Genomic DNA, 23,251 nt, shown 5'->3' on the forward strand with positions numbered 1-23,251 from the left:
CACAACTCGAGGCCGATGGTCGCTGCGCGCTCGCAAGTCTCGATATCCAGGCGGTCTTCGACCAGTCGGATGCCCTCGCCGCGTGCTACGGCGGATGCCCTCTCGCGCGCCATATCGAAGTCGCCGTCCACCAATTCCAACCTGGCATTTAACGCGCGAATGCGATCAAGCTTGACTGCCGGTGTGAAGCGCGATGCCACGACGGTAACGTCGATCCCCCTGCCGTGGCAGGACCAAGCGAGGGCTTGGCCAAGGCTGCCGGCACTGGCGCAAACCACGGTACGAGAACCGTTGTCGGCGAGGAGACTTGCAACTACTTCGGCACGGCGGGCCCTAAAGCTGCGGACCGGATTCGCCGTTTCGAGCTTAATGCTCGCGATGCACACCCCAAAGCCGTCTCGAGCGCCGCGCAGCGATACAGCGGGGTGTCGAGGAAATCGGGTCGATTAGCCCGCCAGCCGCTACGACCCGAGTCATGTCAAGGCGCGTCCCCTGCATAATAAGCAGCGTAGCGGTGCCTGCTCGCCCCTCACCGCAACGTTGATGCAACAAATGAATCAGCTCAATGTCGACGTGTCACTGCGTAATCCAACGGCAGCCCCGCTAGGTGCAAGGATATTGGCGGTTGAGCACACAATTCGACGGTGGCGAGTAGGTACCACTCAGCACACCCCTTAGACCGCCGGTGGCCGAACCGCCGGGGGCAATGACGCGATTCCAATTCGCGGGCGTGAGCACATAGTGCGTGCCGGATTGGGTGATGGTGCTATTCCACGTGTGCGAGACGGATTGCCCCGCCGGCATGTCGAATTCAAGCTTCCAATCGGAGAGCGGTGCCATGCTCGAGTTGGTAACGGTGAAGTTGGCAATGAAACCCGTCTGCCACGTATGTGCGACCGACAACGTCGCCGTGGCCGCAGCCGCATGAGCTACGGGGCTGATGGCCAGTCCGATGATCGCAACCATCAATGCCGACACGGCTACGTGAAGCGCTGTGCGCCAGCGCTTCACGTAATCATTCAGTCGGGCCATGGTGCCGACATTAGATCCAAACAGGCAATGGCGGTCGTCGCCTCGCGGGTGGGCTGCAGTACCTTTGCTCAACTGAAACCGTTCTGAAATGAATCAACTAGCAGCCGCATCGGATTGCGAACTCACTGGACTCATTCGAACGACAAGCGGACCGAGCCGAGACCCGAGAACTCGGCCACGAACTCGTCGCCGGGGCGCGCGTCAATCGCCCGCGTGCACGATCCGGGTAAGACGATGTCCCCCTTCCGCAGTCGCACGCCGAAACTTTCGACCTTGCGGGCCAACCACGCCACCGCCGTGACCGGGTTGCCCAGTACGGCGTCGCCACGGCCCTCGGCGACCACCTCGCCGTTGCGCGTCAACACCGCATCGATAGCTTTGGCGTCGAGATCGCGCGGCGGCACCCGCGCCTCCCCCAGCACGAAGCCCGCGGAGGAGGCGTTGTCGGCGATGGTGTCGCATAGGGCGATCTTCCAGTCGGTGATGCGTGTGTCAATCAACTCGATAGACGGGGCCAGGGCCGCGGTGGCCGCCACGACGTCGTCCTCGGTGCAGCCGGCGCCGGGTAGGTCCTCGGACAGGATGAAACCCACCTCAACCTCGACCCGCGGATACAGGTAATGCGCCGCCTCGACCGGGACATCCTCGAACACCTGCATCTCGTCGAGTAAATGGCCGTAGTCCGGCTCGTCGACCGCCATCATCTGCTGCATCGCCAGCGACGAGAGTCCCACCTTGTGGCCCACCACCCGCGCACCTTCGGCCACCCGCTGGCGGATGTTGATCAGCTGGATCTCGTAGGCGTCGACGACGTCGATGTCCGGGTAGGCGACGATCAAAGGAGCGATTGGCGCTCGACTGCGTTCGGCGTGGGCGAGGTCGGCCGCCAACTCGTCTCGGATCGCAACACTGAGCATGGCGTAGTCCCCCATCCGTCTGACCGGGCAGACACGTCGTCATAAGACCAAGGCCGCGCGAAGCTCAGATGCGCGAATACCAACCGAGCACCACAACCGTCAACACGATCCTTGGTCCCCGAGGGTTCAACGGTCGTCCCGCTCGGGCGCCCGACGCGGTGGCTTGGACCCACCTGCCGAACTCAGAAGTGCAGCGTCGGCCGGTAGACAAGCTCTTGGATATTGCGGTCCAGCGTCCGGGTTTCGATCAGCTCGAGGTCGAAGTCCGCCGCACCGTCGAAGATCCGGTCGTCGCCGGTCTGACCGGTGATCACCGGGAAGATCGTCACCTGGACGCGGTCGACCAGACCCACGGCCATCAGCGCTCGATTCATCGACAGGCTGCCGTGCGACCGCAACGGCACCTCAGACTCCTCCTTGAGCCGCGCGACGATGTCGACGGCGTCGCCGCACGCGACGGTCGCGGCAGGCCAGTCGAGAGGTCCGTCCAGCGTGCTTGACACCACCGTCGCCGGCAGGTGCCTCATCCGGGTAACCCACGGATCGTGCACCTCGGAATCCTCGGTGCTCTGGGCCAGCATTTGCGCGAATAGCCGATATGTGTTGGCACCGAGCACCATTCGCTGCTTCTTGCCGTACAGCGCGAGGCGGTGGTCGAGTAGTTCCGGGCCTTGCTTGCCCCAGTAGCCGCCCCAGTCGCCGCCGCTGACCCCGCCGAAGCCGTCGAGGCTGGAAAAGATGTCGAAGGTATAGGTGGTAGTCATTGATGTTGTCCTCCAGCGCGTTGATCCGTGTTGGAGATACAGACTCGAAGCGATGGCGGAACTGATCGTCCTTGGACTCTTGGACTCCTAGACTCCTGGACTGCAGCCGCCCGGCTTCGGCCCGTGCTCAAGAACTGGGCGAGTGCGAAGAAAGCGCCACGCTCATCGACACGTCGTAGTACTGGTCCCAGACGGGCTCCATCGGCCACGGCCAAAAACCTCGGTTTCGACTAGCTGACGGCTGGGCATTCGCAGGCAATGAGCTTACGAACATTTGCCCGTATTGTCGCTACCGCCGCGGTGGTGGCCGGGGCGTCGATGGGAACCATGCCCGCGCCGCCGGCCTCCGCCGAGCCGTGTCCCGACGTCGACGTGGTCTTTGCCCGCGGTACCGGCGAACCACCCGGGGTCGGCGGGGTCGGGCAGGCGTTCGTTGATGCGCTCAGGTCACGAGTCGGCGGCAAGTCGGTGGGCGTCTATCCGGTCAACTACGAGGCGAGCGGCGATTTCAACGGAGGCATCGAGTTCGCCAGAACTTTCGTCGACGGAATTAGGGACGCCGGGAGTCACGTCGAGTCCACGGCGTCGAACTGCCCCAACACCAAAGTGGTGCTCGGTGGGTATTCCCAAGGCGCCGCCGTGGCCGGCTTCGTCACCTCCCCGGTGGTGCCCAAGGAAGTGCCACAGGAATTCGTGTCCTACGTGCCGCAGCCGCTGCCGCAGTCGGTCGCCAATCACGTGGCCGCGGTGGTCCTGTTCGGGACCCCGTCCAATGAGTTCCTGCGCGGTGCCGGTGCGCCGCCCATTACGATCGGTCCGTTGTACGCGCCCAAGACTATTCAGTTGTGCGCCTCCGACGACACGATTTGCAATGGCGCTCCCCCGGGGCCGCCCGGGATCGCTCACACCCTGTACGCGGCGAACGGCATGGTTGACCAGGGTGCTGATTTCGCTGCGAGTCACCTTTAACCGCCGCGAGATCGCCCGCGATCTGCTGTCAATGAAGCGTGCGTCATTGTCCTAGCCTGTGCACCAGAAGTTTTCATACATGAGCGATCCGATCGGGTCGAATACGGAGGGCCGGCCGGTCTTCCTCCGTCGAGTCACTCAGGCTCTGTAGCAAGGGGACCAGAGCACGGGATCAGCTCGGCATGGATGGTGCGGCCGTACTTGGATCGCATGGCGCGATGTGCCAACGGTACCAACACGCCGTGGAGCAACGGATACTTCTGCCGCAGCAGATATCCCGCCTTGGAATACTCGGCCCCGTCAAGTAGCCGCACGGTGCCAGACAGTGTCGATCCCGTCGGTTTGCCCGACGCCGTCGCCGCCCCGAATTCGACGTTCGGGTTGCGCCGAATCCGGCGCACTTTGACGGCCCGCTCGAAACTCCGAACGTAGGCGCGATCCCCCTCCACCACGATGCTGACCGGGCTGGAACCTGGAGTGCCATCCTTACGAAAGGTGGTGAGCGAGATCGTTTTCTGCCGCACGAAAGGGGCCAATGCCGAATTCGTCGCCGTGCCAATGGCGCCCAGCACATAGCCGAGTTGACGCAACCGCAAGGCGAACGCCACAACCAGTACCACTGACACCGCACCGAGCACCCACGCTTGCTCGGGCGAACCACCAACGTCGAGGTCGATCACGTGGTTCACCGTGTGCACCGTATTCGCCACGATGAATCCGGCGAGCGCGGTAGCCAACGCGTCGGCCCATATGAGCGCGAGAAGCACTGTGACACCTAGACTTAGCTGGAAAGCGCCGACGTCGTGCAAGAAGTGCCGATGCGCTTCGAATCCGACGGAACCGGCGAAGGAATTCGGATCGATCAGGCACCAGATCCCAATCCCAGCGGTGACGATCCCGACTACCGCTGCCGTGGTGACTACGAAGATCCGCGCCGGCGTACTTAAGCGATTCATCATGCTGCCCTTTCGACAAAACCCTTTTCTCGTCCTTGATCGCTAGACGGAATTGGGCGTCGATACGTGACAGCGGCTCCACAGCACCGGCGTGTCCATGCGGCAGACATCTACCGAAGCCCCGTGCCGTACTGCGCTTCCCGATCGGATGAATGACCGCACTGCCCCGAAGCCGATGTTGCTATCAGCCGGCCGGCGGGCGGCATTCGTTGGCGCCCGGGTCCCACCACCAGCCGTTGTCGCATGCCAGCGGCTGTGGGCCGACGCCGAGCGGTCGGCAGACGTTGGCGGTTGGATCCCACCACTGGCCCGGGTCGCATGCCAGCGGTTGTGGGCCGACGCCGAGCGGTCGGCAGACCTTGCCCGTCGGATCCCACCACTCGCCGTCGGCACAGTCGGCCTTGCTGACCGCGGGCGTCGCGATCGTCACGGTTGCCATCGACGCCAACGCCACCAAGATGGCGGGACCAAGACGGCGAACGAATCCCTTCATTTGCGGACCCTTCCCTCGTGGGTATGAGCATTATCGAACCGAGCCGGGAGGCGGGGGTCAAGACCGTCCTGGCAAATCGCGAACAGTTAGCGGTCCGAAATCCAGGTTCCCGCTCACGATCTCCGCGCGAGGTCCAAGGCCGCCGCGACGACGGGCTTGGCCCAAGCGGGCGTGGAGCTCAAATCAGGCGGTCCGACGATGCGGCCGCGGTCCATGTGCAACACCAAGACGGGCCTCGGTGCCTGCCCAATGGCGGGATCGGCGCTCGCGGAGTTGTCATACACCCGCAACCCGGTGAGCACCGGTAGCAATTTCACGAGATTGATCAGGCTGTGGCGGTAGCGGCGACGAATGTCGGCATCGGAAATGTCATGCCCGCCGGCGCGGACCCGTTGTCGCACTCGCTCGATGCAGGTGTCGGCGCTGTCGAGCCCCACATAGAAAACGTGGACCTGGAGGCCGCGCTTGGCGGCCTCGGCCAGCAGTGCCGGCATCGTGTTGCCGCCGAGTGTGGTTTCAAAGGTGAAGTCGAGGCCTTCATCGATCGCGCGCTGCAGCAGCCGTCGGCCCTGTTCCCATGCGGCGGCGTTGGCCTCGGCCTGGCCCAAGCCAGGGTTGGCCGCGACGATGTCTCGCGCGGCCTCGTCGGGGTTGTAGTACTGGCCGCCCTTATCGCGGATCGTCGCGCCGACGACGCTGCTCTTGCCGGCGCCGTTGACGCCCGCCAATACGTGGATCTGCGCCGGTTGCGTTTTCGTGCGAGCCATGGGCCGCGCGGGATCAGCGCGACGGCGCAGTGCGTGCCGCCTTCACCGCGGCGGCGCCCAGTTCCTCCGGCGTGGCGTCGAACGCCGCGGCGACGCCGGCTTTGGCCTTCGACCTCTGCATGGTCGCCAACAGCTCGTCGAAGCGCTCACTGAGCTCGTCGAGCGCGGGTGCTGCCGTTGCGGCCAACGCCTCGAATTCGGCGTACGAGAGCAGCACGGCCCTGGGCGTGTTGTGCTTGGTGATCACCACCGCCCCGCTGACCGCGGCCTCGTCGAAGACGGTGCCGAACTCGTTTTTGAGGCGGCTGGCGGTCACCGAGGGAACATCGACAAGCTTGCCGTCGCGGTTGCGGAACGAGACGGTGGACATGACGCTTCCCTGCTTGGTCTGCACGTCCGCCATTTTAGCGATTTTGTCTATTTTGTGCGAACAAGACATTTTGTGCAGGCCTACGCGCCGCCGTGCCCGAGGCGCGTCCCCGCTACAACAACGACGGCAGCCGTCATGACGGGCCGGCCAACCCGGGCTACGGGCGAGGGGCGCGATCGGTCGCTGTAGCGTGACCGCCGTGAACTCGTTTCGGATGTATTCGTCTGTGGCGCTCGCGGCCTGCGCCGCGGCAACCGTTCTCCTGCTCGCTGGATCGGGCACGGCAAACGCGGCCGGCTCGTGCCCAACCGCGGCACCGCAAAATGGTGGAGCGCCCGACTGGACCCTGGCCGGGAACACGGGGAGCGTCGCGGTCACCGGGTCCACCGATACGACGGCCCCGCGGGTGACTGTGACGGCACCGTTTGCCGTGACCCAGACCCAGGTGCATACGCTGCACGCCGGAGATGGGCCCGTAGTGTCGAGCACCGCCAAGGTCTCGGTCTGCTATATGGGCGTCAATGGACGTGACGGGTCGGTGTTCGACAGCAGCTACGAACGCGGCGCCGCCGTTGACTTCCCGCTCACCGGAGTCGTGCCGGGCTTCCAGAAGGCCATCGCGGGACAAAAGGTCGGATCCACGGTCGCCGTCGCGATGGTCCCCGCGGACGGCTACCCGCAAGGTCAGCCCAGCGCCGGGATCCGGCCGGGCGACACGCTGGTTTTCGCGATCAAGATCCTCAGCGCATCGGGCTAGCCGGCCCGCCAAATACCCTGCGCCGCCGATTAATTACCCAACGGCGCGAACATCAGCGCGGGATCGATGCCGAGTTGCTGCGCGACGTGGGCGGTGTCCCAATACTCCCGCCAATGGGTGATCGCACCGTCGCGAACCTCGAAAATCGCTGTGACATAGAACGTGACGGTCACGCCATTCATCGAGTTCACGTCGACTCGCTCGACGATGACGGTGTCGCCGTCCGACACGATCGTGCGGATCTCACTGCCCTCGACCATGCCGGTTGACAGCGTGTTGTGCTTCTCGAGTTCCGCGCGCGCCGCGTTACGCCCCCGGACGACCGGAGACAGCGGAACGTGGAGTTGCCACGCGAAGTCGTCGGCCATGAGCGCGGTCATCGCGTCGATGTCCATGCTCTCGCCGTAAGCAGCATGTATAAAATCGACCACGATCTTCTCGTTGTCATTCTTGGTTGCAACACTTTTCGTCATCTCATCGTCCTTTAGGGGGGATTGCAGTTCGCTATTGGTCGAACTGTAGATGGCCGCGCCCGTCGGCGTTCCCGCTTCGCGCGATTCGCGAAGGTATACGAAGCGCTTAACGCGCCGACTCGTCGCCGTCCCGTAACGCGCCGCTGCGGGCTACGCTGCGGTGAGTACCTATCGATGAAGGCGCTCGCCTGGCATCGACTGCCAGAAAGGACAGATCCTTTGGCGGAGATCTTCAACAGGACCGTTTCCCGCCGCGCATTCGTGCGTGGTGTTGGTTTGTCGGTGCCCGTCGTCGGTATCGTTGCGTTCGCCGCACCGCAGGCGCTGGCGTCGCCTCCGGGCTGCGACGATCCGTCCGGAATGGTCGACAATTGCGCGGTCCAACTGCCGGAAGAGTTCACTTCGACCAGTTTCAGCACGACGGCCATAGCCGGTGGGACAAACTACTCGATTCTGTTCAGCACGAAGATCTCGTCCGGGCCGCTGGTGCCGAAGGGCGCCACTGGGTACAGGATTCGCAGCACCAGCGTGGCGGGCCAAAAGCAGGATGGCACCCCGTTCTCCCTCAAGCCGGCGATCGGTGAGGCAGGACCGCGGGTCCTCGGCGCCCGCTCCGCCTCTTCTTTGGGGTTTAGCCTGGATGTGGTGTGGAGCGGGGGTCAGTTGGTGCGGAGCTTCGATTACACCTACGACGTCGCTTTCCTGAACGGTCTCACCGAGATCCAGACGTGCACGTACATGACGACGATGACGCTCGCCGACAACGGCCTGACGCTGGGCGGCGTCGGCTCGGTCACGTTCTCCCCGCCGAGGCTCACCGTCTGCGCCGGCTGAGCGGGGCGCTGGCCGCGGGCCGGGGCGCGTTCAGACCTGGTTGAATCCGCCGTCGGCGGTCAGCGTGGACCCGGTGGTGAAGCTGGACAGATCGCTCGCCAAAAAGACTGCGGCATTGGCGATCTCGACGGGATCGGCGAAGCGGCCCAACGGGATGGTGGCGATGCGGCCGGCGCGGAACTCGTCGATCGAGGCGTCTGGGTCGGTTTGCGCGGCCAGCGTATCGCTTCCCGGCGTGGCGGTGGAGCCGGCGACGATGACGTTGACCCGGATGTTGCGGCCGGCAAGCTCGTTGGCCCAGGCGCGGGCCAGCGACCGGACGGCGGCCTTGGTGGCGGCGTAGATGCTCAGTCCGGCGCGGCCGCGGTCGGCGGTGGTGGAGCCCGTCAGGATGACGGAGGCGCCGTCGTTGAGCAGCGGCAGCGCCTTCTGGACGGTGTACACGACCCCCTTGACGTTGGTGGTCAGCAGTGCGTCGAGGTCATCGTCGGTAATCTCCCCCAGCGGCGCCACCCTGGTCGACCCGGCGTTGGCCATGACGATGTCGAGGCCCTGACCGGCGGACGCGACTCGCGCGTAGAGCCGATCCAGGTCCTTCGGCGTCCCGACGTCGCCGGCCACGGCGATTGCCCTCGACCCCAATTCCCTTGCCGCGGTGTCCAGTTCGGCTTGACGACGGCCGGTGATGAACACCCGTTCGGCGCCTTCGGCGAGGAAGCGCTCGGCGATGGCCAGCCCGATCCCGGAATTGGCGCCGGTGATGACCGCGGTCTTGTGGTCGAGTAGTCCCATTCAGTTCTCCTGATATCGGCGAGGCGTCGGTGGGCCAAGCGCTCGAGTTCTTTTGGGAGTCATGTCATTCGGGGTTCTTGGCTCGCTGCCAGAGCAAGCGGCCGTGGCGCGGTCTTCCCTTGATGACGACGGGCTCGGCGGGGCTCAGTTCCAGGCGCCCGTCGCCGGCCTTGGCGGCGCGGTATTGCGTCCCGCCGACCCAGTTCGGCAAGAGGCTGACGTCGACGTGGTGCGCGATCACCCCGTTGTCGAGCACGCTGTACGGTCCGGCGTATGCCAGATATCCCTTAGCCGCCGCGACCAATTCGCTGGCGTCGGCTATCTGGAGGTCACCACGCGTGAACGGCGCGCGGTCCGCGCGCATGATCTGGGCGGACATGTATCCGTCGGCGGTGTACATGATGATGCCGCGGGCGTCGGGACCCAACGGGTAGCGCGGGTTCGAGCCGTCCGGATCAGAGCTTTGGTAAGACTCCAACGCCCAAGCCCCGACGAGGTATTCGCGAAGCTCCTGCGGTGTCAGCGTGGTCATCGGTGGCGCACCTCCGGATTCGATGTCTGAATGCGTCAGCCGCATCGCCGACACCTCGATAATGCCTCTCATCCCACGCGCTGAGGCCATCGCCCCTGCGTGATCATGGCTCAGCGCGCGCAACGGCGGCCTCGGCCGACCCCCGCTTCCGTCTGACTCGTATTGTCTGCAGCATGATCGCCGCTTTGATCGTGTCGTCCTGGTCAGTGCCCAGACGCTTCCAAGCACCCGGCGATTCCGCACGCTAGGCCCGGTACAGCCGCGTGGCAGCCCTGATACTTGCCCTTGCGGGCCTGGCGTTCCTCGATTCGCTCAACGTGCTCAACGTGGGTGTTGTCTCGGCGGTCATCTTCGACAGTCGACTCGGCCGCCGCTCCCCCATCCCGGGCGCCTTGAGCTTCGTCGCGGGCGTGTTTGCCGTGACGACCACCTTCGGCCTGTGCACGGTGCTGGGCATCAGCTTCATCACCCAGGCACTCGATTTCCACATCACGCCGGCCATCCGGTTTCGTGGCGAACTGCTCCTGGGAATCGTGCTGATCGGCTTGGCGTATTTCCCGCTGACCGCGCAATCGTCGGCTCCCGGCTGGGCGATGGCGGCCATGCGCAAACGCCCGTGGCTACTCGGATTCCTCGGGCTGGCGGTGGGAAGCGGACAAGCGCCGACGGCGGTGCCCTACCTCACCGGCCTGGCCATGCTGGCCGCCCTGCATCCGCGGCCACCGCTGTGGCCGCTGATCATCATCGCCTACTGCGCCATCGCGATAACGCCGCCGCTGGCGATCCTGGCGCTGTCGATGCGACGAACGGTGCGGGCCATGCGCATTCAGCGGGGACTGGTACGCGTGCTCACCCGCTACGGTCCGATGTCGGTGCGGCTGTTGTTTCTCGTTTTCGGAGTCGGCCTCATCGCCGACGCGTTCGTCAATCACAGCGCCCTCTGGTGAGTGCAGTCCTTTCTCACGTTCTGCATAGCGAGCTGGATTACCTTGTCGCGTGTGACTGATCGTCAAGCGCGCGCAATGTCGTTCGGATCGATCGCCGAGGACTACGACAGCCTGCGGCCGCAGGCGCCGCAGCAGGCGGTGGACTGGTTGATGCCGTCTGGGTGTGAGGTGGCCGTCGACCTGGGCGCGGGCACGGGCCTGTTCACTCGCACACTCGTCGGCAGGGCGGCGCACGTCATCGCCGTCGAGCCCGACGCCCGGATGCGCGCTGTCCTGGCCGACCGGTCCCCCGGCGTCCGCGTCCTGGAGGGCAGCGGTGAGTCGATCCCACTCCCCGACCGTGCCGCGGATGCGGTGTTCGTCTCGGCGGCGTGGCACTGGATGGACCCCGAGCGGGCGGTTCCGGAAATCGGGCGGGTGCTTCGCGACGGCGGACGGTTCGGGCTCATTTGGACCAGCCGAGATCGCGACGTGGACTGGATCCGCGACCTCGACCTGTTGCCCGGCGACGATGCGACCGAGGCGGATGCTCCCGCCCGGTTCCGCCGGCTCCACGAAGACGTCGCGCTGCCCGATCCGCAGATCTTTCACCACGTTGCCCGCGAGGCGTTCAGGTTCGTGCGCACGATGCGGGTCGACGACGTCGTCGCGATGCTGGGCACCTACAGCAGGATCATCACCGCATCTCCCGATGACCGCGAACGCCGGCTCGCCAATGCCCGCGCCGCGCTGCGCGAGCGCTTCGGAGCGGCGGACGCGATCGACGTCCCCATGCAGTCCCGCTGCTGGCGCGCCGACCGGATGGCCCGCGGCTCTTAGGCCTGGGGTCCCTCCGAGGGTGGCCAGGGTGTCCCGGGTGACGCCTCGCCGGGGCTTTCGTAATCGCCGCGAGACAGCGGCACCCACCGCTCGCTGGGTGCGGGCTGCTTCGACGAGGGAAAGTCGCGCAGACGGCCCGTCGGCTTGGCGTCCCACTTGGCGAACGTCAACGGCGTCTGCAGCCAGCAGTGCAAGAGGTTGTAGGCGGCTTCCAGCGAATCGATGTGGGTGCGTTCCCAGCCGTGGCTGCCGTCGAGCCCGAAGCCGACGAGTGCCGCGCGGGTGTTCGCGCCCGCCTCGATCGCCGCGGCGGCATCGGAGCGGTAGTAGCGAAAGATGTCGCGGGCGAACGGGATTCCCTGCTCCTGGGCGAGCCGGCAGAGCTTCCGGGTCAGGTGGTAGTCGAACGGCCCGTGCATGTCGGCCATGGGGATCGTCACGCCGTCCTCGAGCGAGTGCTGCCCGGGTGCGCACACCGCGTTGTCCACCGACACCAACTCGGCGACATCGGCGGGCAGCCCGTGGCTCGCCCCGTGGCCGACCTCCTCGGTGATGGTGACCAGGATCGTGGTGCGGTGCGGCAGCACCACCTTGTTCTCGGAGAAGTTCTTGGCCAGTGCCAGTGCGATCGCTACACCCGCCTTTCCGTCCAGATGACGGGAGACGATGAAGCCGTCGGCGGTGAGTTCGGGGCTGGTGATCAACGCCACGAAATCACCGACCTGCAGGCCGAGCCGAACCAGGTCGTCGCGCGTCGACACCCTGCGGTCGATGCGAACCTCGACGTGTTCCCAGTCGGTGGGTTGGGTGTCGATCTCGTCGCCGAACGCATGACCGCTGGACTTGAGCGGCATGACCGTGCCGGTGATGAACTCGTCGGGGTCGTCGATGAAGATGCGAACGCGCGCCCCCGCGGCGAACCGGGCCGAGAAGGTGCCGACCGGGACCAGTTCCAGGCGGCCATTGTCCTTGAGGTTGCGGATCATGCAGCCGATGGTGTCCGAGTGAACCACCAGCGCCCGGTCGGTGGTCGCCGACTCCCCCGGCAGTTCCGCGGTCAGTGCCCCGCGCCGGGTCAGCGTAAATGGCACGCCGAAGTCGTCGAGGATGTCGCCGATCACCTGCATCACCGCGTCCGTGCGCCCCGACGGACTCGGGGTCTGCAGCAGCGCGAGCAACGTGTCGATCATCCACGTGCGGTCGGCCTCGGCCATGGCCGCGGTCTGGCCCACCTGGTCTCCTCTCGAGTCGTCGGGAATCGCGTACAACCTACCGTGTGGCCCACCCCGATCGTCCGGCCCGGGCTAATCCGAGCTAGGAAGCGGTTTCCATCTTCGCGATCAAATCGGCCAGGGCGAGAATGCGCTGGGCGTCGCGCACGTGCAGGCTCTCGATCATCCGGCCGTCGACCGTGATGACGCTGGTGCCCGCGGCCTGCGCCTCCTCGTAGGCCGACACGACCTTGCGGGCGTCGTCCAGCTCCCTCTGCGACGGGCCGAACAGCTCGTTCGCCGGCGCGATCTGGGACGGGTGGATCAGGGTCTTGCCGTCGAATCCCATTTCGCGGCCGTGCTGGGCCTCGGCCCGGAAGCCGCCCTCATCGGTGATGTCGTTGAACACGCCATCCAAGATGACCTTTCCGGCCGCCCTCGCGCCCAGCAGGGCCATGCCTAGCGCGGGGACGACGGGCGCGCGGCCGGGGACGTGCAGGCCGTGCAGCTCGTTGACGAGGTCGTTGGTGCCGACCACCAGTCCGGCCAGCCGATCGCTGGCCGACGCGACCTCCTCGGCCCGCAGAAATGCTCGCGGCGTTTCGATCATCACCCACAGCTGCAACGACTTCGGCGCCCCCAGCGTGTCGAGCGCGCCGGCCAGCGCCTGAACTTGTTGGCCCGTCTCGACTTTCGGCACCAGCACCCCGTCGGCGGCCGATCCGGCCACCGCGGCCAAATCGTCGCCGTGCCATTCGGTGTCCAACCCGTTGATGCGCACCACGACCTCACGCGGCCGGTAGCTCTCCGACGAGATGGCCTCGCACACCGTCGCGCGCGATTCGGCCTTCGCGTCCGGACCGACGGCGTCTTCGAGGTCGAAGATCAGTACGTCCGCGGGTAGCGATTTACCCTTTTCCAGCGCTCGGGGCTTGTTGCCGGGCAGGTACAGGGCGGATCGGCGTGGGCGCAGGGTCGGTGCCATCAGGCGATTCACTTCCTGTCGTCGAGTCGTGCGGGAAACGGGGTCACCCGCATGTGGCGCGTGGTGACCGCGGCATAGCAGAAAGTACTCTTCGGTAGCGGTGGTCTAGTCGCGGGTGGCGGCCGCCCCGAGGGCCCGATCGGCCGGCGCGGCGGCCGAATCTTGGAAGGGGAAAGCGGATGTCATCGATTGATTCGGCGCGGAGCGAGGGCGATAGCTGGGACCTGGCCTCCAGCGTGGGGGCGACCGCGACGATGGTGGCGGCCTCCCGGGCGCTTGCTTCCCGCGAGCCGGAGCCGCTACTCGACGATCGGTTCGCCGAGCCGCTGGTGCGGGCGGTCGGGCATCCTTTCTTCGTCCGGATGTTGGACGGCCAAATCCCGCTCGACACCGATGACTCGCCGATGACACTGCAACAGCGGCGCGAGCAGATGACGGTGCGGACCAGGTTCTTCGACGATTTCTTGCGCGCGGCGACGGCGGCCGGCGCACGCCAAGCCGTCATCCTGGCCGCCGGGCTCGATGCCCGGGCCTACCGGTTGTCGTGGCCCGCGGGCACCGTGGTTTTCGAGGTCGACCAGCCCGAGGTCATCGCCTTCAAGACCGACACGCTCGCCCAAATCGGTGCGGAACCTACCGCCGAGCGCCGCACCGTCGCTATCGATTTACGCGATGATTGGCCAACCGCCCTGCGCGGCAGCGGGTTTGACACCGACACCCCCACCGCCTGGATCGCCGAAGGCCTACTGCCCTATCTGCCGCCGGAAGCCCAAGACAGGTTGCTGGACAACATCACCGCGCTCAGCGCCCCGGGCAGCCGGTTGGCCACCGAGAACATCACCGACATGAGCGTGTTCACCGACGAGCGGGCCCGGGCGATGCGCAACAACTGGCGTCAGCACGGGCTCGACATCGACGTCGCCGAACTTGTCTGGCTCGGGGAGCGCCGTCCGGCCGCCGAGCACCTGTCCGCCACCGGGTGGAACGTCACCCGCCACCCCACCGAACAGGTTTATGCCGACTACGGTTTCGTGCTGCCCGACAACGAAATCCTCAAGCAATTCCGCCACGCCATCAGTTACCTCAGCGCCGAGCTGAGGTGAGCCCTGTGTCAGGGTCGGGCGTCGCGCCACTCCCGCTCGAACGGCAACCGCCAGGCATTGGGCGCGATCAACTGGTGAATGGCGTTGGGCCCCCACGTCCCCGGCTGGTACAGCTTGGCCGTGGGCGGATCGGTGAGCAGCTCTTCCGAACGCTCCCATAGGGATTCGATGCCTTCGGCGGTGTTGAACAGCGTGTGATCGCCCCGCATCGCGTCGAGGATAAGTCGCTCGTAGGCCTCCAGCACGTCCACGACCGTCTCGATCTCCTGCGAGGAAAATTGCATGGACAGCTTGTCCAGCTTCATGCCGGGGCCGGGCCGCTTGCCGTAGAACGACAGCGACACCTTCGAGTTGTCGGCGAGGTCGAACGTGAGGTGGTCGGGACCCTGGGTTCCCACCCCGGATCCGGGCGGGAACATCGTGCGCGGGGCCTCCTTGAACGCGATCGAGATGATGCGGATGCCCTCGGCCATCTTCTTGCCGGTCCGCAAATAGATGGGCACCCCGGCCCACCTCCAGTTGTCGATGCCGACCTTGAGGGCGATGAACGTCTCGGTGTCGGAATCCCTTGCCACCCCGGCTTCGTCGCGGTAGCCGTGGTACTGACCGCGAACCACGTTCGAGGGCTTGACCGGAAGCATGGAGCGGAACACCTTGTTCTTCTCTTCGCTGATGGCAAACGGTTCGAGTGCCGTCGGCGGCTCCATCACCACGAACGCCATCACCTGGAACAGGTGGGTGACCACCATGTCCTTGTACGCGCCGGTTTCTTCGTAGAAACTCGCCCGTTGATCCAGGCCCAGGGCTTCGGGGATATCGATCTGGATGTGGTCGATGAAATTGCGGTTCCAGATCGGTTCGAACAGACCGTTGGCGAAGCGGAACGCCAAGATGTTCTGGGCGGCTTCTTTGCCCAGGAAGTGGTCGATACGGAAAATCTGGGATTCCTCGAAGGTTTCGTGCACGAAGTCGTTGAGCGCCACCGCACTGGCCAGATCGGTGCCGAACGGTTTCTCCATCACCACCCGTGAACGTTCGACGAGTTTCGCGTCGCGCAACATGGTGATCACCGCGCGCGCGGCCTTGGGCGGCACCGACAGGTAATGCAATCGCCGGGTGTTGGTGCCCAGGTTGGCCTCCGCCTCGGCCACGGCGGCGGCCAGCGCTTCGGGTCCGGCCCCCTGCGGGACGTAGGTGAGGAGGTTCGCGAAGTTCGCCCATTGGTCGGGCGTGAGCTTGTGCGTCCCGAACGAGTCGATCGCGGTCTTGGCGAGGTCGCGAAATTCGTCGTCGGTCAAATCTTCCAGCGACGTGGCGACGATGTGAATGTTGGGCGCCAGTTCGGACTGGTCCAGGTACGCCAGGCCGGGCAGCAGCTTTCGCTTGGCCAGATCTCCCGTCGCCCCGAACAGGACGATGACATGGGGGTCCAGCGCATCGGAGTGGTGACGACGCGGGCGTGCGTCGGGCGCCGGGTACGAGATCGTCTGAGGTTTCGCGGTGGCCACTCCTGCGATACTTCCACCGCCGCGGCGCTGTGTCGCCCCTGTTCTCCGGTTGCGACCGGTTAGCGATCGCACGATCGGGTATGGAATAGCGGCGGGCTCCCGCCATCGGGGTTCGCCTCCCCACCAAGCCAACGGAAAGCGACATGACAAGACCCGACAAAGACCCCCTGAGCCGCGCTCAGGAGCTGGAGAACATCGTCGATCGGCTCGAGGAGAAGGTCGCCGAGGACCGCGAAGCCGAAGACGTCCCGGGCAAGCCCAGCGACCGGGAGCATGCCGCTGTCCGAGGATCGGACAACGAGCCGCCGGACTAGCGAGTCATCCGCTTGGCAGATCGACGGAGTGAGCTTTCAGCGTCGCCAGCGCCTCCGGTGCCGGCCAGTCGTTGGCGCGGTAGCGCGCCGGGGTGATCCCCGAGACGGGAAGGATGCCCACCACGTCGACCACCGTGGCGAACGGCACGGTGAACTTGTCCGACACGTTCGACGGGTCGCCGACAAGAAACGTCACGTAATCGGTGTGCGGCAGTTCCCAGGCCGGGCCCTGCCCCCACACCGTTGTGGTGCGCCGCCCCCACGGGGTGTCGATCACCTGCGCGTCGCCGACGAACTGCGGGAATAGTTCGCGCTCGTAATGCGCCCGCAGATAGTCGGTCTGATGTTGGTATTCCCTTGCGGCCAAAAGGCTTCGAGCCGCGAGGCCAAACCCGCGCAGCGGGTGCGGTCCGGCCTGATCGAACGGCACGATGACGGCACCCGCAACGGTGTAGCCCTGCGGGGAGACGGGTTGTTCGGCTTCGAGGTACAGCTGCTCGGCGACCTCGAAGAGTTCGGCCACCTGGTCGGGGTCGTCGGTGCCCAGCACCAGCGCGCCGTCGCCGGGGAAGAACACCAGCGGTCGCGGGCCGCCCGCTACCGCCAGCGAACCCAGCCACCCGGTGGCCAAGATCATCGAGTCGACGTAGCTGGCGCCGTCGGCGTCCTTCAACAGATATTTCTCACCCGGCGTGAAGGACTGCTGACGTGCGGTCAGATTCTCCCGGGCCACCGCGAACGCCTGGTCGCCGGTGATGCCCCACGCGCCGGTTTCGGCCGGTGTCACCATGGCCCGCACCGTGGGCAGGTCGACCACGACCATCTCGTTGATGTATGGGAACACCGGGCGGACCCAGGGCTGCGCCCCCGTGTTGACCAGCTGATTGGCGTAGCTCTGCGGCCGCAGCACCGGCCTCAGCAAGGGTTGGGCTTCGCCCCAATCCAGCGACGGTGTCGACGCTTGGTCGCTTGCCATGTCCACGGTGCGTGCTTCCTGCTCATGATCAGGGAACACGCACGATACACCGTGCGCCCGGCAACACAAGTCACCCATTTGTCGGCTCGCGACCCCGCCTATCACCCGTCTGGTGGCCCGAACCACGCGCCGAGGGCGTTACGCAGTGCCGGGTCGGCGCCTTCACCGGCCCAGGCCACATGTCCGTCCGGCCGGATCAACACCGCGTCCGGCGCGCTCACCGCCCCCAGCGCCGGAAGTTCCCAATCCCCATCGTGTTTCGCGTCGACCACCCGCACCCGTCCGGCCCAGGACCCGATGTCGATGCACCCGGCCCGGCCGAAATTGAGCAGAACCGGCCGGCCGCCGCGCAACAGGGCAAACACCCGCAGCGGGCCGTCAGCGGTGATCAGGTCCAGATCGGGCATGCGGCGCCCCAGCAGCGGGTGCCCCTCCCCTAGGTCGTAGCGGATGTCCAGCCCGGACATCATCGCTGCGAACCGCTTCCGCGGTTCCTCCATGCCCAGCAGCTCGCCCACGGCGTCGCGCAGGGCCTCGGTGCCGTCGTCCGCGCGAAGAAGCGCCAGCTGCGCGATCGAGTTGCGCAGCACCCGCGCGGCGATCGGGTGCCGTTCGGTGTGATAGGTGTCCAGGAGGCTGTCGGATGACGTCTTGTTGACCACTTGGGCCAGCTTCCACCCCAGATTCACCGCATCCTGGACGCCGGTGTTCAGCCCCTGCCCGCCCACCGGGTGATGGACGTGCGCGGCGTCGCCGGCCACCAGCACCCGTCGGTTCCGATAGGACGCGGCCTGCCGGGCGGCATCGGTGAAGCGGGAAAGCCAACGAGGACTGTGGATTCCGTAATCCGTCCCGTAGACGGTGACGAGCGCCCGGCTCAGCTCGTCCACCGTGGGTTCGCCGGCGGTCCGAAGGTGCTCTTCGGTGACCATGATCCGCACGGGCCCGCCCTCCTCGGCGGTGGACAGGGCGTGGACGCCCAGCGCGTCCCGGCGGATGCCCCACGGCGGCGGTTGGTCGTCGCCGTAGTCCATCTCGGCCTCGGCCAGCAGATAACTTGTCGTGGCATTCCACCCCGGAAATTCGATGCCGGCCGCTTTGCGGACCGCACTGCGCCCGCCGTCGCATCCGACGAGATATCCCGCCCGCATCACCCGGCCATCGGACAGGGCGACGTCGACGCCCGTGTCGTCCTGGGTGAAGGTCGCCACCTCGCGGCCGCGGTGGATGCGCACACCGAGCTCGCCGACCCACTCAGCCAGAAGGCGTTCGATCTGGTTCTGCCACAGCGCCAGTCCGTACGGGTGGCGGGTGGGAAAGTCGCTGATGTCCAGCCGGATCTGGGCGAAACCCGCGACCTGCGCCACCTGCCCCTGCGCCAAGAACCGGTCGGCGATGCCGCGCTGATCGAGTAGTTCGATGGTGCGGGCGTGCAGACCGCCCGCGCGCGCACCGATCAAGTCCTGATTGGCACGCCGCTCGACAATCGCGACGTCGACCCCGCCACACCCAGTTCACCCGCCAACATCAACCCCGTGGGGCCGCCGCCAGCGATGAGCACCGCATGCTCGCCCTTGCCGCGCGACTGTTCTGACCGCCGCGAAACACCCACGTCGCCACCCCCGATCTCCCGAATTTCGGTTTCGGACAGCGATTTTGCGCCACTACCCGGGCCTTGCGGCAAGCCCCCGGGTGCGCTATAGGTTGAAAGTGGCGGGGAAAAACACTCAGCGACGATCGCGCACCGCGTCGATGGCGCGGTAGATCCGCTGCTCGCTGACCGGCCGTGGCGTGCCGAGTTGCTGGGCCCACAGGCTCACCCTGAGTTCCTCGAGCTGGCGGGCGATATCGCGGACGTCGGCCGCCGCCGTTGCCGCTCGTGGCAGCTCGCGTAGCAGTTCGTCGTAGGCGTCCTGCACGCTGTGCACCCGGGCCATCCGCTCCCGGTCGGCCTGCACGCCGTGTGCCAGCCCGTCGAGGCGGCGACGGATCGCGACCAGATAGCGGGTGAGATCGGCGAGGTGCGCTCGGCCGGTTGCGGTGACGAAGCCCGGTGGCAACAGCCGGTCCAGCTGGCCGCGCACGTCGGCGACGGCCTCGGACTGCGCGGGCGATGGGGTGGCGGGCAGCAGGAGCTGCACCTCCTGGGCGGTGGCCAGCACCCGCTCGACCCCGCGCACAATCTCGGTGGTCATGGGCCCCAAGGTCTTTCCCAGCCGTTCTCGCAGCGCGACGAACTCCCCGCGCGTCCACACCGGCGCCGGGATGAGCGCGTCGGCTGCGGCGTCGGCACAGTCCTCCAGCAACGCGGGCAGGTCGCCGTCGGGGTTGGCGCCGAGTGTCAGACGGGTGTGCGGATCAAGTTGACGTGCAATGGCTTTCACCGGGGACGCGACGCCGAACCGCACCAGCCGCCGCAGGCCGGGGCCGATCGCCTGGCTCTGCTCGTCCGGCGTCGCGAACACGCGTAGGTCGACGGCGCTGCCGGTGTCGACGAACGCGGGGAACCCCCGCACGGTGCGCCCCTGCACGGTGCGTTCGACGATGCGCGGCAATTCGTCGAGATCGCCGGGCCAGTCGCGCAGCCCGGTGCGTTCGAGCTCGGCCGCGACCGTGTGCGCGACCGCTTGCCGGGCCGGCGCCGTGAGGCGCTCTTGCAGCGCCTGCAGGTCCTTGCCGCGGGCAAGCTCGGCGCCGTCGGCGGATTCCACCGCGAAGGTCACCCGCAGGTGCGGCGGCAGCTTCTCCAGGCCGAACGCCTCGACCGGCACTAAAACCCCGGTGCGGCGGCGTAATTCGCGCTGCAACGCGGGCAGCAGCGGCTCGCCGGCCGGGTCGATGGCGGCCAGCACCGCGCGGGCCGTGTCGGGGGCGGGAACGAAGTTGCGGCGCAGGTCTTTCGGCAGCGAACGGATGAGCGCGGTCACCAGCTCCTCGCGCAGCGCGGGGACCTGCCAGGCGAACTCGTCGCCCCCCAGGCGCGCCAGCACGTCGATCGGCACGTGCACCGTGACCCCGTCGTCGGCGGCCCCCGGCTCGAACCGGTAGGTCAGCGGCAGCGCGGCATCGCCCGTCCGCCAGGTGGTCGGGCGATCGGCGCCGGCGTGGTCGTCGGTGCGCAGCAGGTCAGCGCGGCTGAAGGTCAGCAGCTCGGGTGTCTTGTGCCGCTGGCGTTTCCACCACGCATCGAAATGCCGCGCCGAGACGACCTCGGCGGGGACACGGGCGTCGTAGAGCGCGTAGACGTCGTCGTCGCCGACCAGCAGGTCGCGGCGGCGGGCGCGCTCCTCGAGCTCCTCGAGTTCTTCCCGCAGCCGGGCGTTGTCGCGGAAGAAGTGATGCCGGGTCTGCCACTCCCCTTCGACCAGGGCGTGGCGGATGAACAGCTCGCGCGCCACCCCTGGCTCGATGCGGGCGTACCCGACGCGGCGGTGCGCCACCAGTGGAAGGCCGTACAGCGTCACCCGCTCGTAGGCCAGCACCTCGCCGCGCGTGGCGTCCCAATGCGGCTCGCTGTAGGTGCGCTGCACCAGGTCGCCGGCGACCTGCTCGACGACCTCCGGCCGGATGCGCGCAGCCGTGCGGCCGTACAGCCGGCTGGTCTCGACCAGCTCCGCCACGACGACCCAGCGCGGCAGCCGTTTGGTGAGCGCCGAGCCGGGCGCCAGCACGAAGTTCGCGTTACGCGCGCCCAGATACTCGCGGGTGTCCTCGCGGCGCATGCCCAGATGAGACAGCAACCCGGCGACCAGCGCCGCGTGCACGCGGGCCGGATCGGCGGGCTCGCCGGACTCGGTGTCCTCGACGATGCCCAGGTCGCGGGCGATGCTGCGGAGTTGGCCGACCAGGTCCTGCCATTCGCGGATGCGCAGATAGTGTAGGAATTCTAAGCGGCACATCCGCCGAAACGCACTGCCGGACAACGTCTTACGTTGTTCGCGAAGGTAGCGCCACAGCTTGAGGTACGACATGAAGTCGGAGTGCTCGTCAGCGAACCGGGCATGCTTTGCGCGGGCGGCCTCCTCGCGGTCGCTCGGGCGCTCCCGCGGGTCCGGGATGGTGAGCGCCGCGGCCAGCACCAGCATCTCCCGCACGCAGCCCTCGGTCTCGGACTGCAAGATCATCCGGCCCAGCCGCGGGTCCACGGGCAGCCGGGCGAGGCGGCGGCCGAGGTCGGTGATCGCGCCCTGCCCGTCGAACGCGCCGAGTTCCTGCAGCAGCGCGACGCCGTCACGGACGCTGCGCCGGTCCGGCGGATCCAGGAACGGGAACTTTTCGATGTCGCCGAGCTGCAGCGCCGCCATCTGCAGCAGCACGGCGGCGAGGTTGGTCCGCAGGATCTCCGGCTCGGTGTAGCGCGGCCGGGCCGCGAAGTCCTGCTCGGAGTACAACCGGATGCACACGCCGGGGGCGACCCGGCCGCACCGGCCGGCTCGCTGCGCGGCGGAGGCCTGCGAGATCGGCTCGATCGGCAGGCGCTGCACCTTCAGGCGGCGGCTGTAGCGCGAAATCCGGGCATTGCCCGGGTCGATGACGTAGCGGATTCCCGGCACGGTCAACGACGTCTCGGCGACGTTGGTCGCCAGCACGACGCGCCGGCCGGTATGCGGGGCGAACACCTTCTGTTGCTCGGCGGTGGGCAGCCGGGCGTACAGCGGGAGCACCTCGGTGTAGCTTGGACCGCCCGCCAAAGATGTCAAAGCTTCTGCGGTGTCGCGGATTTCGCGTTCGCCCGAGAGGAAGACGAGGACGTCGCCGGGCGGCTCGGCCTCGAGTTCACCGACGGCGTCGACGATCGCCTCGACCTCGTCGCGGGTCTCGGTGCGGACGATCTCGTGATCCGGGTCGTCGGGATCGTCACCGCATGCGGAAGCCACGGCGACCTCTAGCGGCCGGTAGCGGACCTCGACCGGATAGGTCCGCCCCGACACTTCGACGATCGGCGCACCCCCGAAGTGCGCGGCGAAGCGCTGCGGCTCGATGGTCGCCGAAGTGATGATCACCTTCAGGTCGGGCCGGCGCGGCAGCAATTCGCGCAGATAGCCGAGCAGGAAATCGATGTTCAGGCTCCGCTCGTGGGCCTCGTCCAGGATCAGGGTGTCGTAGCGCAGCAGGCGGCGATCGCGCTGGATCTCGGCGAGCAGGATGCCGTCGGTCATCAGCTTGATCAGCGTCTGGTCGCTGACCCGGTCGGTGAACCGCACGCTGTAGCCGACGGCCTCCCCGAGCGGGCTGCCCAGCTCGTCGGCGATGCGCTGGGCGACGGTGCGCGCGGCCAGCCGGCGGGGCTGCGTGTGCCCGATGGTTCCGCGGATGCCACGGCCGGTTTCGAGGCAGATCTTGGGCAGCTGGGTGGTTTTGCCCGACCCGGTCTCCCCCGCGATCACCACCACCTGATGCGCCCGGATCGCGTCGGCGATCTCCTGCCGCCGTTCGCTGACCGGCAGGTCGGGATAGGCGATGGAAGGCACGGCGGCCCGCCGGGCCGCGACGATCGGCTGCGCGGCCGCGATCTCGTCGGCGAGGCGCCGCAGCTTCTCGGGCGTGGCGGAGCGGAGGTTCTTCAGGCGCCTGCCCAGGCGGGCGGCGTCGCGCAACGTCAGGCCGTCGAGCTGTCTGCGCAACTGCGCTGCGGATGGTTCGGCCACCCCGCACAGAATAGGCACCCGGTCGGGCGGCGCCCCAAAGCCCCGCAGCGCCCGCGCGATTGACGCCAGCCGAATTCGGGTATG

General features: G+C 67.0%; 22 protein-coding genes and 2 pseudogenes. 7 read left to right on the forward strand and 17 right to left on the reverse strand.

Annotation, left to right across the window (positions count from 1 at the left end):
• Positions 1-44 precede the first annotated feature (44 nt).
• The 4 genes and pseudogenes from G6N26_RS26490 to G6N26_RS03700 all read right to left on the reverse strand — a co-directional run.
• Positions 45-386: pseudogene (locus G6N26_RS26490) on the reverse strand (pyridoxal-phosphate dependent enzyme); the annotation flags it as partial.
• Positions 387-603: 217 nt separating this feature from the next.
• On the reverse strand, positions 604-1,032 hold the full coding sequence (locus G6N26_RS03690; RefSeq protein ID WP_082991412.1) for a cellulose-binding domain-containing protein: 429 nt from the start codon (positions 1,030-1,032) through the stop codon (positions 604-606).
• A 131-nt stretch (positions 1,033-1,163) separates the two neighbouring features.
• On the reverse strand, positions 1,164-1,949 hold the full coding sequence (locus G6N26_RS03695) for a 2-keto-4-pentenoate hydratase (RefSeq protein WP_083017258.1): 786 nt from the start codon (positions 1,947-1,949) through the stop codon (positions 1,164-1,166).
• Between the two features lie 182 nt (positions 1,950-2,131).
• Positions 2,132-2,713 (reverse strand): dihydrofolate reductase family protein, encoded by a 582-nt coding sequence (locus G6N26_RS03700; protein ID WP_083017176.1) that lies wholly within the window; start codon positions 2,711-2,713, stop codon positions 2,132-2,134.
• A gap of 258 nt (positions 2,714-2,971) precedes the next feature.
• Between G6N26_RS03700 and G6N26_RS03705 the strand changes: the two genes are divergently transcribed.
• The gene (locus tag G6N26_RS03705) at positions 2,972-3,682 is read left to right on the forward strand and encodes a cutinase family protein (protein WP_036459000.1); all 711 of its coding nucleotides are present in this window, start codon (positions 2,972-2,974) and stop codon (positions 3,680-3,682) included.
• A 134-nt stretch (positions 3,683-3,816) separates the two neighbouring features.
• Here G6N26_RS03705 and G6N26_RS03710 read toward each other — a convergent pair whose 3' ends face one another.
• From G6N26_RS03710 to G6N26_RS03725, 4 genes are all read right to left on the reverse strand, one after another.
• Positions 3,817-4,641 (reverse strand): PPOX class F420-dependent oxidoreductase, encoded by an 825-nt coding sequence (locus G6N26_RS03710; protein ID WP_083017178.1) that lies wholly within the window; start codon positions 4,639-4,641, stop codon positions 3,817-3,819.
• 181 nt (positions 4,642-4,822) lie between these two features.
• Positions 4,823-5,131 (reverse strand): hypothetical protein, encoded by a 309-nt coding sequence (locus G6N26_RS03715; RefSeq protein ID WP_036459002.1) that lies wholly within the window; start codon positions 5,129-5,131, stop codon positions 4,823-4,825.
• 113 nt (positions 5,132-5,244) lie between these two features.
• Positions 5,245-5,898, reverse strand: a complete 654-nt coding sequence (locus G6N26_RS03720) for a zeta toxin family protein (RefSeq protein WP_036459004.1) — start codon at positions 5,896-5,898, stop codon at positions 5,245-5,247.
• Positions 5,899-5,911: 13 nt separating this feature from the next.
• Positions 5,912-6,268 (reverse strand): type II toxin-antitoxin system prevent-host-death family antitoxin, encoded by a 357-nt coding sequence (locus G6N26_RS03725; RefSeq protein ID WP_036459101.1) that lies wholly within the window; start codon positions 6,266-6,268, stop codon positions 5,912-5,914.
• A gap of 214 nt (positions 6,269-6,482) precedes the next feature.
• Here G6N26_RS03725 and G6N26_RS03730 point away from each other — a divergent pair, with 214 nt between their 5' ends.
• Entirely contained in the window at positions 6,483-7,025 is a 543-nt protein-coding gene (locus G6N26_RS03730) for an FKBP-type peptidyl-prolyl cis-trans isomerase (protein ID WP_263644008.1), read from the forward strand.
• 29 nt (positions 7,026-7,054) lie between these two features.
• Here G6N26_RS03730 and G6N26_RS03735 read toward each other — a convergent pair whose 3' ends face one another.
• Positions 7,055-7,498, reverse strand: coding sequence for a limonene-1,2-epoxide hydrolase family protein (locus G6N26_RS03735; protein ID WP_036459006.1), 444 nt, complete (start codon positions 7,496-7,498; stop codon positions 7,055-7,057).
• A gap of 219 nt (positions 7,499-7,717) precedes the next feature.
• Here G6N26_RS03735 and G6N26_RS03740 point away from each other — a divergent pair, with 219 nt between their 5' ends.
• The gene (locus tag G6N26_RS03740; protein WP_067169768.1) at positions 7,718-8,332 is read left to right on the forward strand and encodes a hypothetical protein; all 615 of its coding nucleotides are present in this window, start codon (positions 7,718-7,720) and stop codon (positions 8,330-8,332) included.
• Positions 8,333-8,362: 30 nt separating this feature from the next.
• Here G6N26_RS03740 and G6N26_RS03745 read toward each other — a convergent pair whose 3' ends face one another.
• Together G6N26_RS03745 and G6N26_RS03750 are read right to left on the reverse strand one after the other, a co-directional pair.
• Entirely contained in the window at positions 8,363-9,124 is a 762-nt protein-coding gene (locus G6N26_RS03745; protein WP_067169766.1) for an SDR family NAD(P)-dependent oxidoreductase, read from the reverse strand.
• Between the two features lie 64 nt (positions 9,125-9,188).
• Entirely contained in the window at positions 9,189-9,656 is a 468-nt protein-coding gene (locus tag G6N26_RS03750) for a lipocalin-like domain-containing protein (protein WP_067169965.1), read from the reverse strand.
• 263 nt (positions 9,657-9,919) lie between these two features.
• Here G6N26_RS03750 and G6N26_RS03755 point away from each other — a divergent pair, with 263 nt between their 5' ends.
• Both G6N26_RS03755 and G6N26_RS03760 read left to right on the forward strand, forming a co-directional pair.
• The gene (locus G6N26_RS03755) at positions 9,920-10,603 is read left to right on the forward strand and encodes a GAP family protein (protein ID WP_036459011.1); all 684 of its coding nucleotides are present in this window, start codon (positions 9,920-9,922) and stop codon (positions 10,601-10,603) included.
• A 51-nt stretch (positions 10,604-10,654) separates the two neighbouring features.
• Positions 10,655-11,422, forward strand: a complete 768-nt coding sequence (locus tag G6N26_RS03760) for a class I SAM-dependent methyltransferase (RefSeq protein ID WP_067169758.1) — start codon at positions 10,655-10,657, stop codon at positions 11,420-11,422.
• Here the strand turns inward: G6N26_RS03760 and G6N26_RS03765 are convergent.
• Positions 11,419-12,654: an osmoprotectant NAGGN system M42 family peptidase gene (locus G6N26_RS03765; protein WP_067169755.1), complete on the reverse strand. Its 1,236-nt coding sequence runs from the start codon at positions 12,652-12,654 to the stop codon at positions 11,419-11,421. The two genes, G6N26_RS03760 and G6N26_RS03765, sit on opposite strands and share 4 nt — an antisense overlap.
• Positions 12,655-12,736: 82 nt before the next feature.
• Positions 12,737-13,618: an HpcH/HpaI aldolase/citrate lyase family protein gene (locus G6N26_RS03770; RefSeq protein ID WP_067169752.1), complete on the reverse strand. Its 882-nt coding sequence runs from the start codon at positions 13,616-13,618 to the stop codon at positions 12,737-12,739.
• A gap of 179 nt (positions 13,619-13,797) precedes the next feature.
• Here G6N26_RS03770 and G6N26_RS03775 point away from each other — a divergent pair, with 179 nt between their 5' ends.
• Entirely contained in the window at positions 13,798-14,721 is a 924-nt protein-coding gene (locus tag G6N26_RS03775) for a class I SAM-dependent methyltransferase (protein ID WP_067169749.1), read from the forward strand.
• Between the two features lie 8 nt (positions 14,722-14,729).
• On the opposite strand, the gene zwf is transcribed toward G6N26_RS03775, so the two are convergent.
• On the reverse strand, positions 14,730-16,229 hold the full coding sequence (zwf, locus tag G6N26_RS03780; RefSeq protein ID WP_067169746.1) for a glucose-6-phosphate dehydrogenase: 1,500 nt from the start codon (positions 16,227-16,229) through the stop codon (positions 14,730-14,732).
• 143 nt (positions 16,230-16,372) lie between these two features.
• Between zwf and G6N26_RS25705 the strand changes: the two genes are divergently transcribed.
• Positions 16,373-16,543, forward strand: a complete 171-nt coding sequence (locus tag G6N26_RS25705) for a hypothetical protein (protein WP_165605056.1) — start codon at positions 16,373-16,375, stop codon at positions 16,541-16,543.
• Positions 16,544-16,547: 4 nt separating this feature from the next.
• Here the strand turns inward: G6N26_RS25705 and G6N26_RS03785 are convergent, their stop codons facing one another.
• The 3 genes and pseudogenes from G6N26_RS03785 to hrpA form a co-directional block, all read right to left on the reverse strand.
• Positions 16,548-17,525 (reverse strand): DUF1444 domain-containing protein, encoded by a 978-nt coding sequence (locus tag G6N26_RS03785; protein ID WP_083017180.1) that lies wholly within the window; start codon positions 17,523-17,525, stop codon positions 16,548-16,550.
• A 95-nt stretch (positions 17,526-17,620) separates the two neighbouring features.
• Positions 17,621-19,047 (reverse strand): annotated as a pseudogene (locus tag G6N26_RS03790) (FAD-dependent monooxygenase).
• 199 nt (positions 19,048-19,246) lie between these two features.
• The gene (hrpA, locus tag G6N26_RS03795; protein WP_083017181.1) at positions 19,247-23,167 is read right to left on the reverse strand and encodes an ATP-dependent RNA helicase HrpA; all 3,921 of its coding nucleotides are present in this window, start codon (positions 23,165-23,167) and stop codon (positions 19,247-19,249) included.
• Positions 23,168-23,251: the final 84 nt, after the last annotated feature.

The organism is Mycobacterium marseillense, from assembly GCF_010731675.1.
Lineage (GTDB): Bacteria > Actinomycetota > Actinomycetes > Mycobacteriales > Mycobacteriaceae > Mycobacterium > Mycobacterium marseillense.

Excerpts from the sequence above, each read along its gene's own strand:
- G6N26_RS03690 (WP_082991412.1), bottom strand. The coding sequence starts at position 1,032 with ATGGCCCGACTGAATGATTACGTGAAGCGCTGGCGCACAGCGCTTCAC.
- G6N26_RS03695 (WP_083017258.1), bottom strand. The coding sequence starts at position 1,949 with ATGCTCAGTGTTGCGATCCGAGACGAGTTGGCGGCCGACCTCGCCCAC.
- G6N26_RS03700 (WP_083017176.1), bottom strand. The coding sequence starts at position 2,713 with ATGACTACCACCTATACCTTCGACATCTTTTCCAGCCTCGACGGCTTC.
- G6N26_RS03705 (WP_036459000.1), top strand. The coding sequence starts at position 2,972 with ATGAGCTTACGAACATTTGCCCGTATTGTCGCTACCGCCGCGGTGGTG.
- G6N26_RS03710 (WP_083017178.1), bottom strand. The coding sequence starts at position 4,641 with ATGATGAATCGCTTAAGTACGCCGGCGCGGATCTTCGTAGTCACCACG.
- G6N26_RS03715 (WP_036459002.1), bottom strand. The coding sequence starts at position 5,131 with ATGAAGGGATTCGTTCGCCGTCTTGGTCCCGCCATCTTGGTGGCGTTG.
- G6N26_RS03720 (WP_036459004.1), bottom strand. The coding sequence starts at position 5,898 with ATGGCTCGCACGAAAACGCAACCGGCGCAGATCCACGTATTGGCGGGC.
- G6N26_RS03725 (WP_036459101.1), bottom strand. The coding sequence starts at position 6,268 with ATGTCCACCGTCTCGTTCCGCAACCGCGACGGCAAGCTTGTCGATGTT.
- G6N26_RS03730 (WP_263644008.1), top strand. The coding sequence starts at position 6,483 with ATGTATTCGTCTGTGGCGCTCGCGGCCTGCGCCGCGGCAACCGTTCTC.
- G6N26_RS03735 (WP_036459006.1), bottom strand. The coding sequence starts at position 7,498 with ATGACGAAAAGTGTTGCAACCAAGAATGACAACGAGAAGATCGTGGTC.
- G6N26_RS03745 (WP_067169766.1), bottom strand. The coding sequence starts at position 9,124 with ATGGGACTACTCGACCACAAGACCGCGGTCATCACCGGCGCCAATTCC.
- G6N26_RS03750 (WP_067169965.1), bottom strand. The coding sequence starts at position 9,656 with ATGACCACGCTGACACCGCAGGAGCTTCGCGAATACCTCGTCGGGGCT.
- G6N26_RS03770 (WP_067169752.1), bottom strand. The coding sequence starts at position 13,618 with ATGGCACCGACCCTGCGCCCACGCCGATCCGCCCTGTACCTGCCCGGC.
- G6N26_RS03775 (WP_067169749.1), top strand. The coding sequence starts at position 13,798 with ATGTCATCGATTGATTCGGCGCGGAGCGAGGGCGATAGCTGGGACCTG.
- G6N26_RS25705 (WP_165605056.1), top strand. The coding sequence starts at position 16,373 with ATGACAAGACCCGACAAAGACCCCCTGAGCCGCGCTCAGGAGCTGGAG.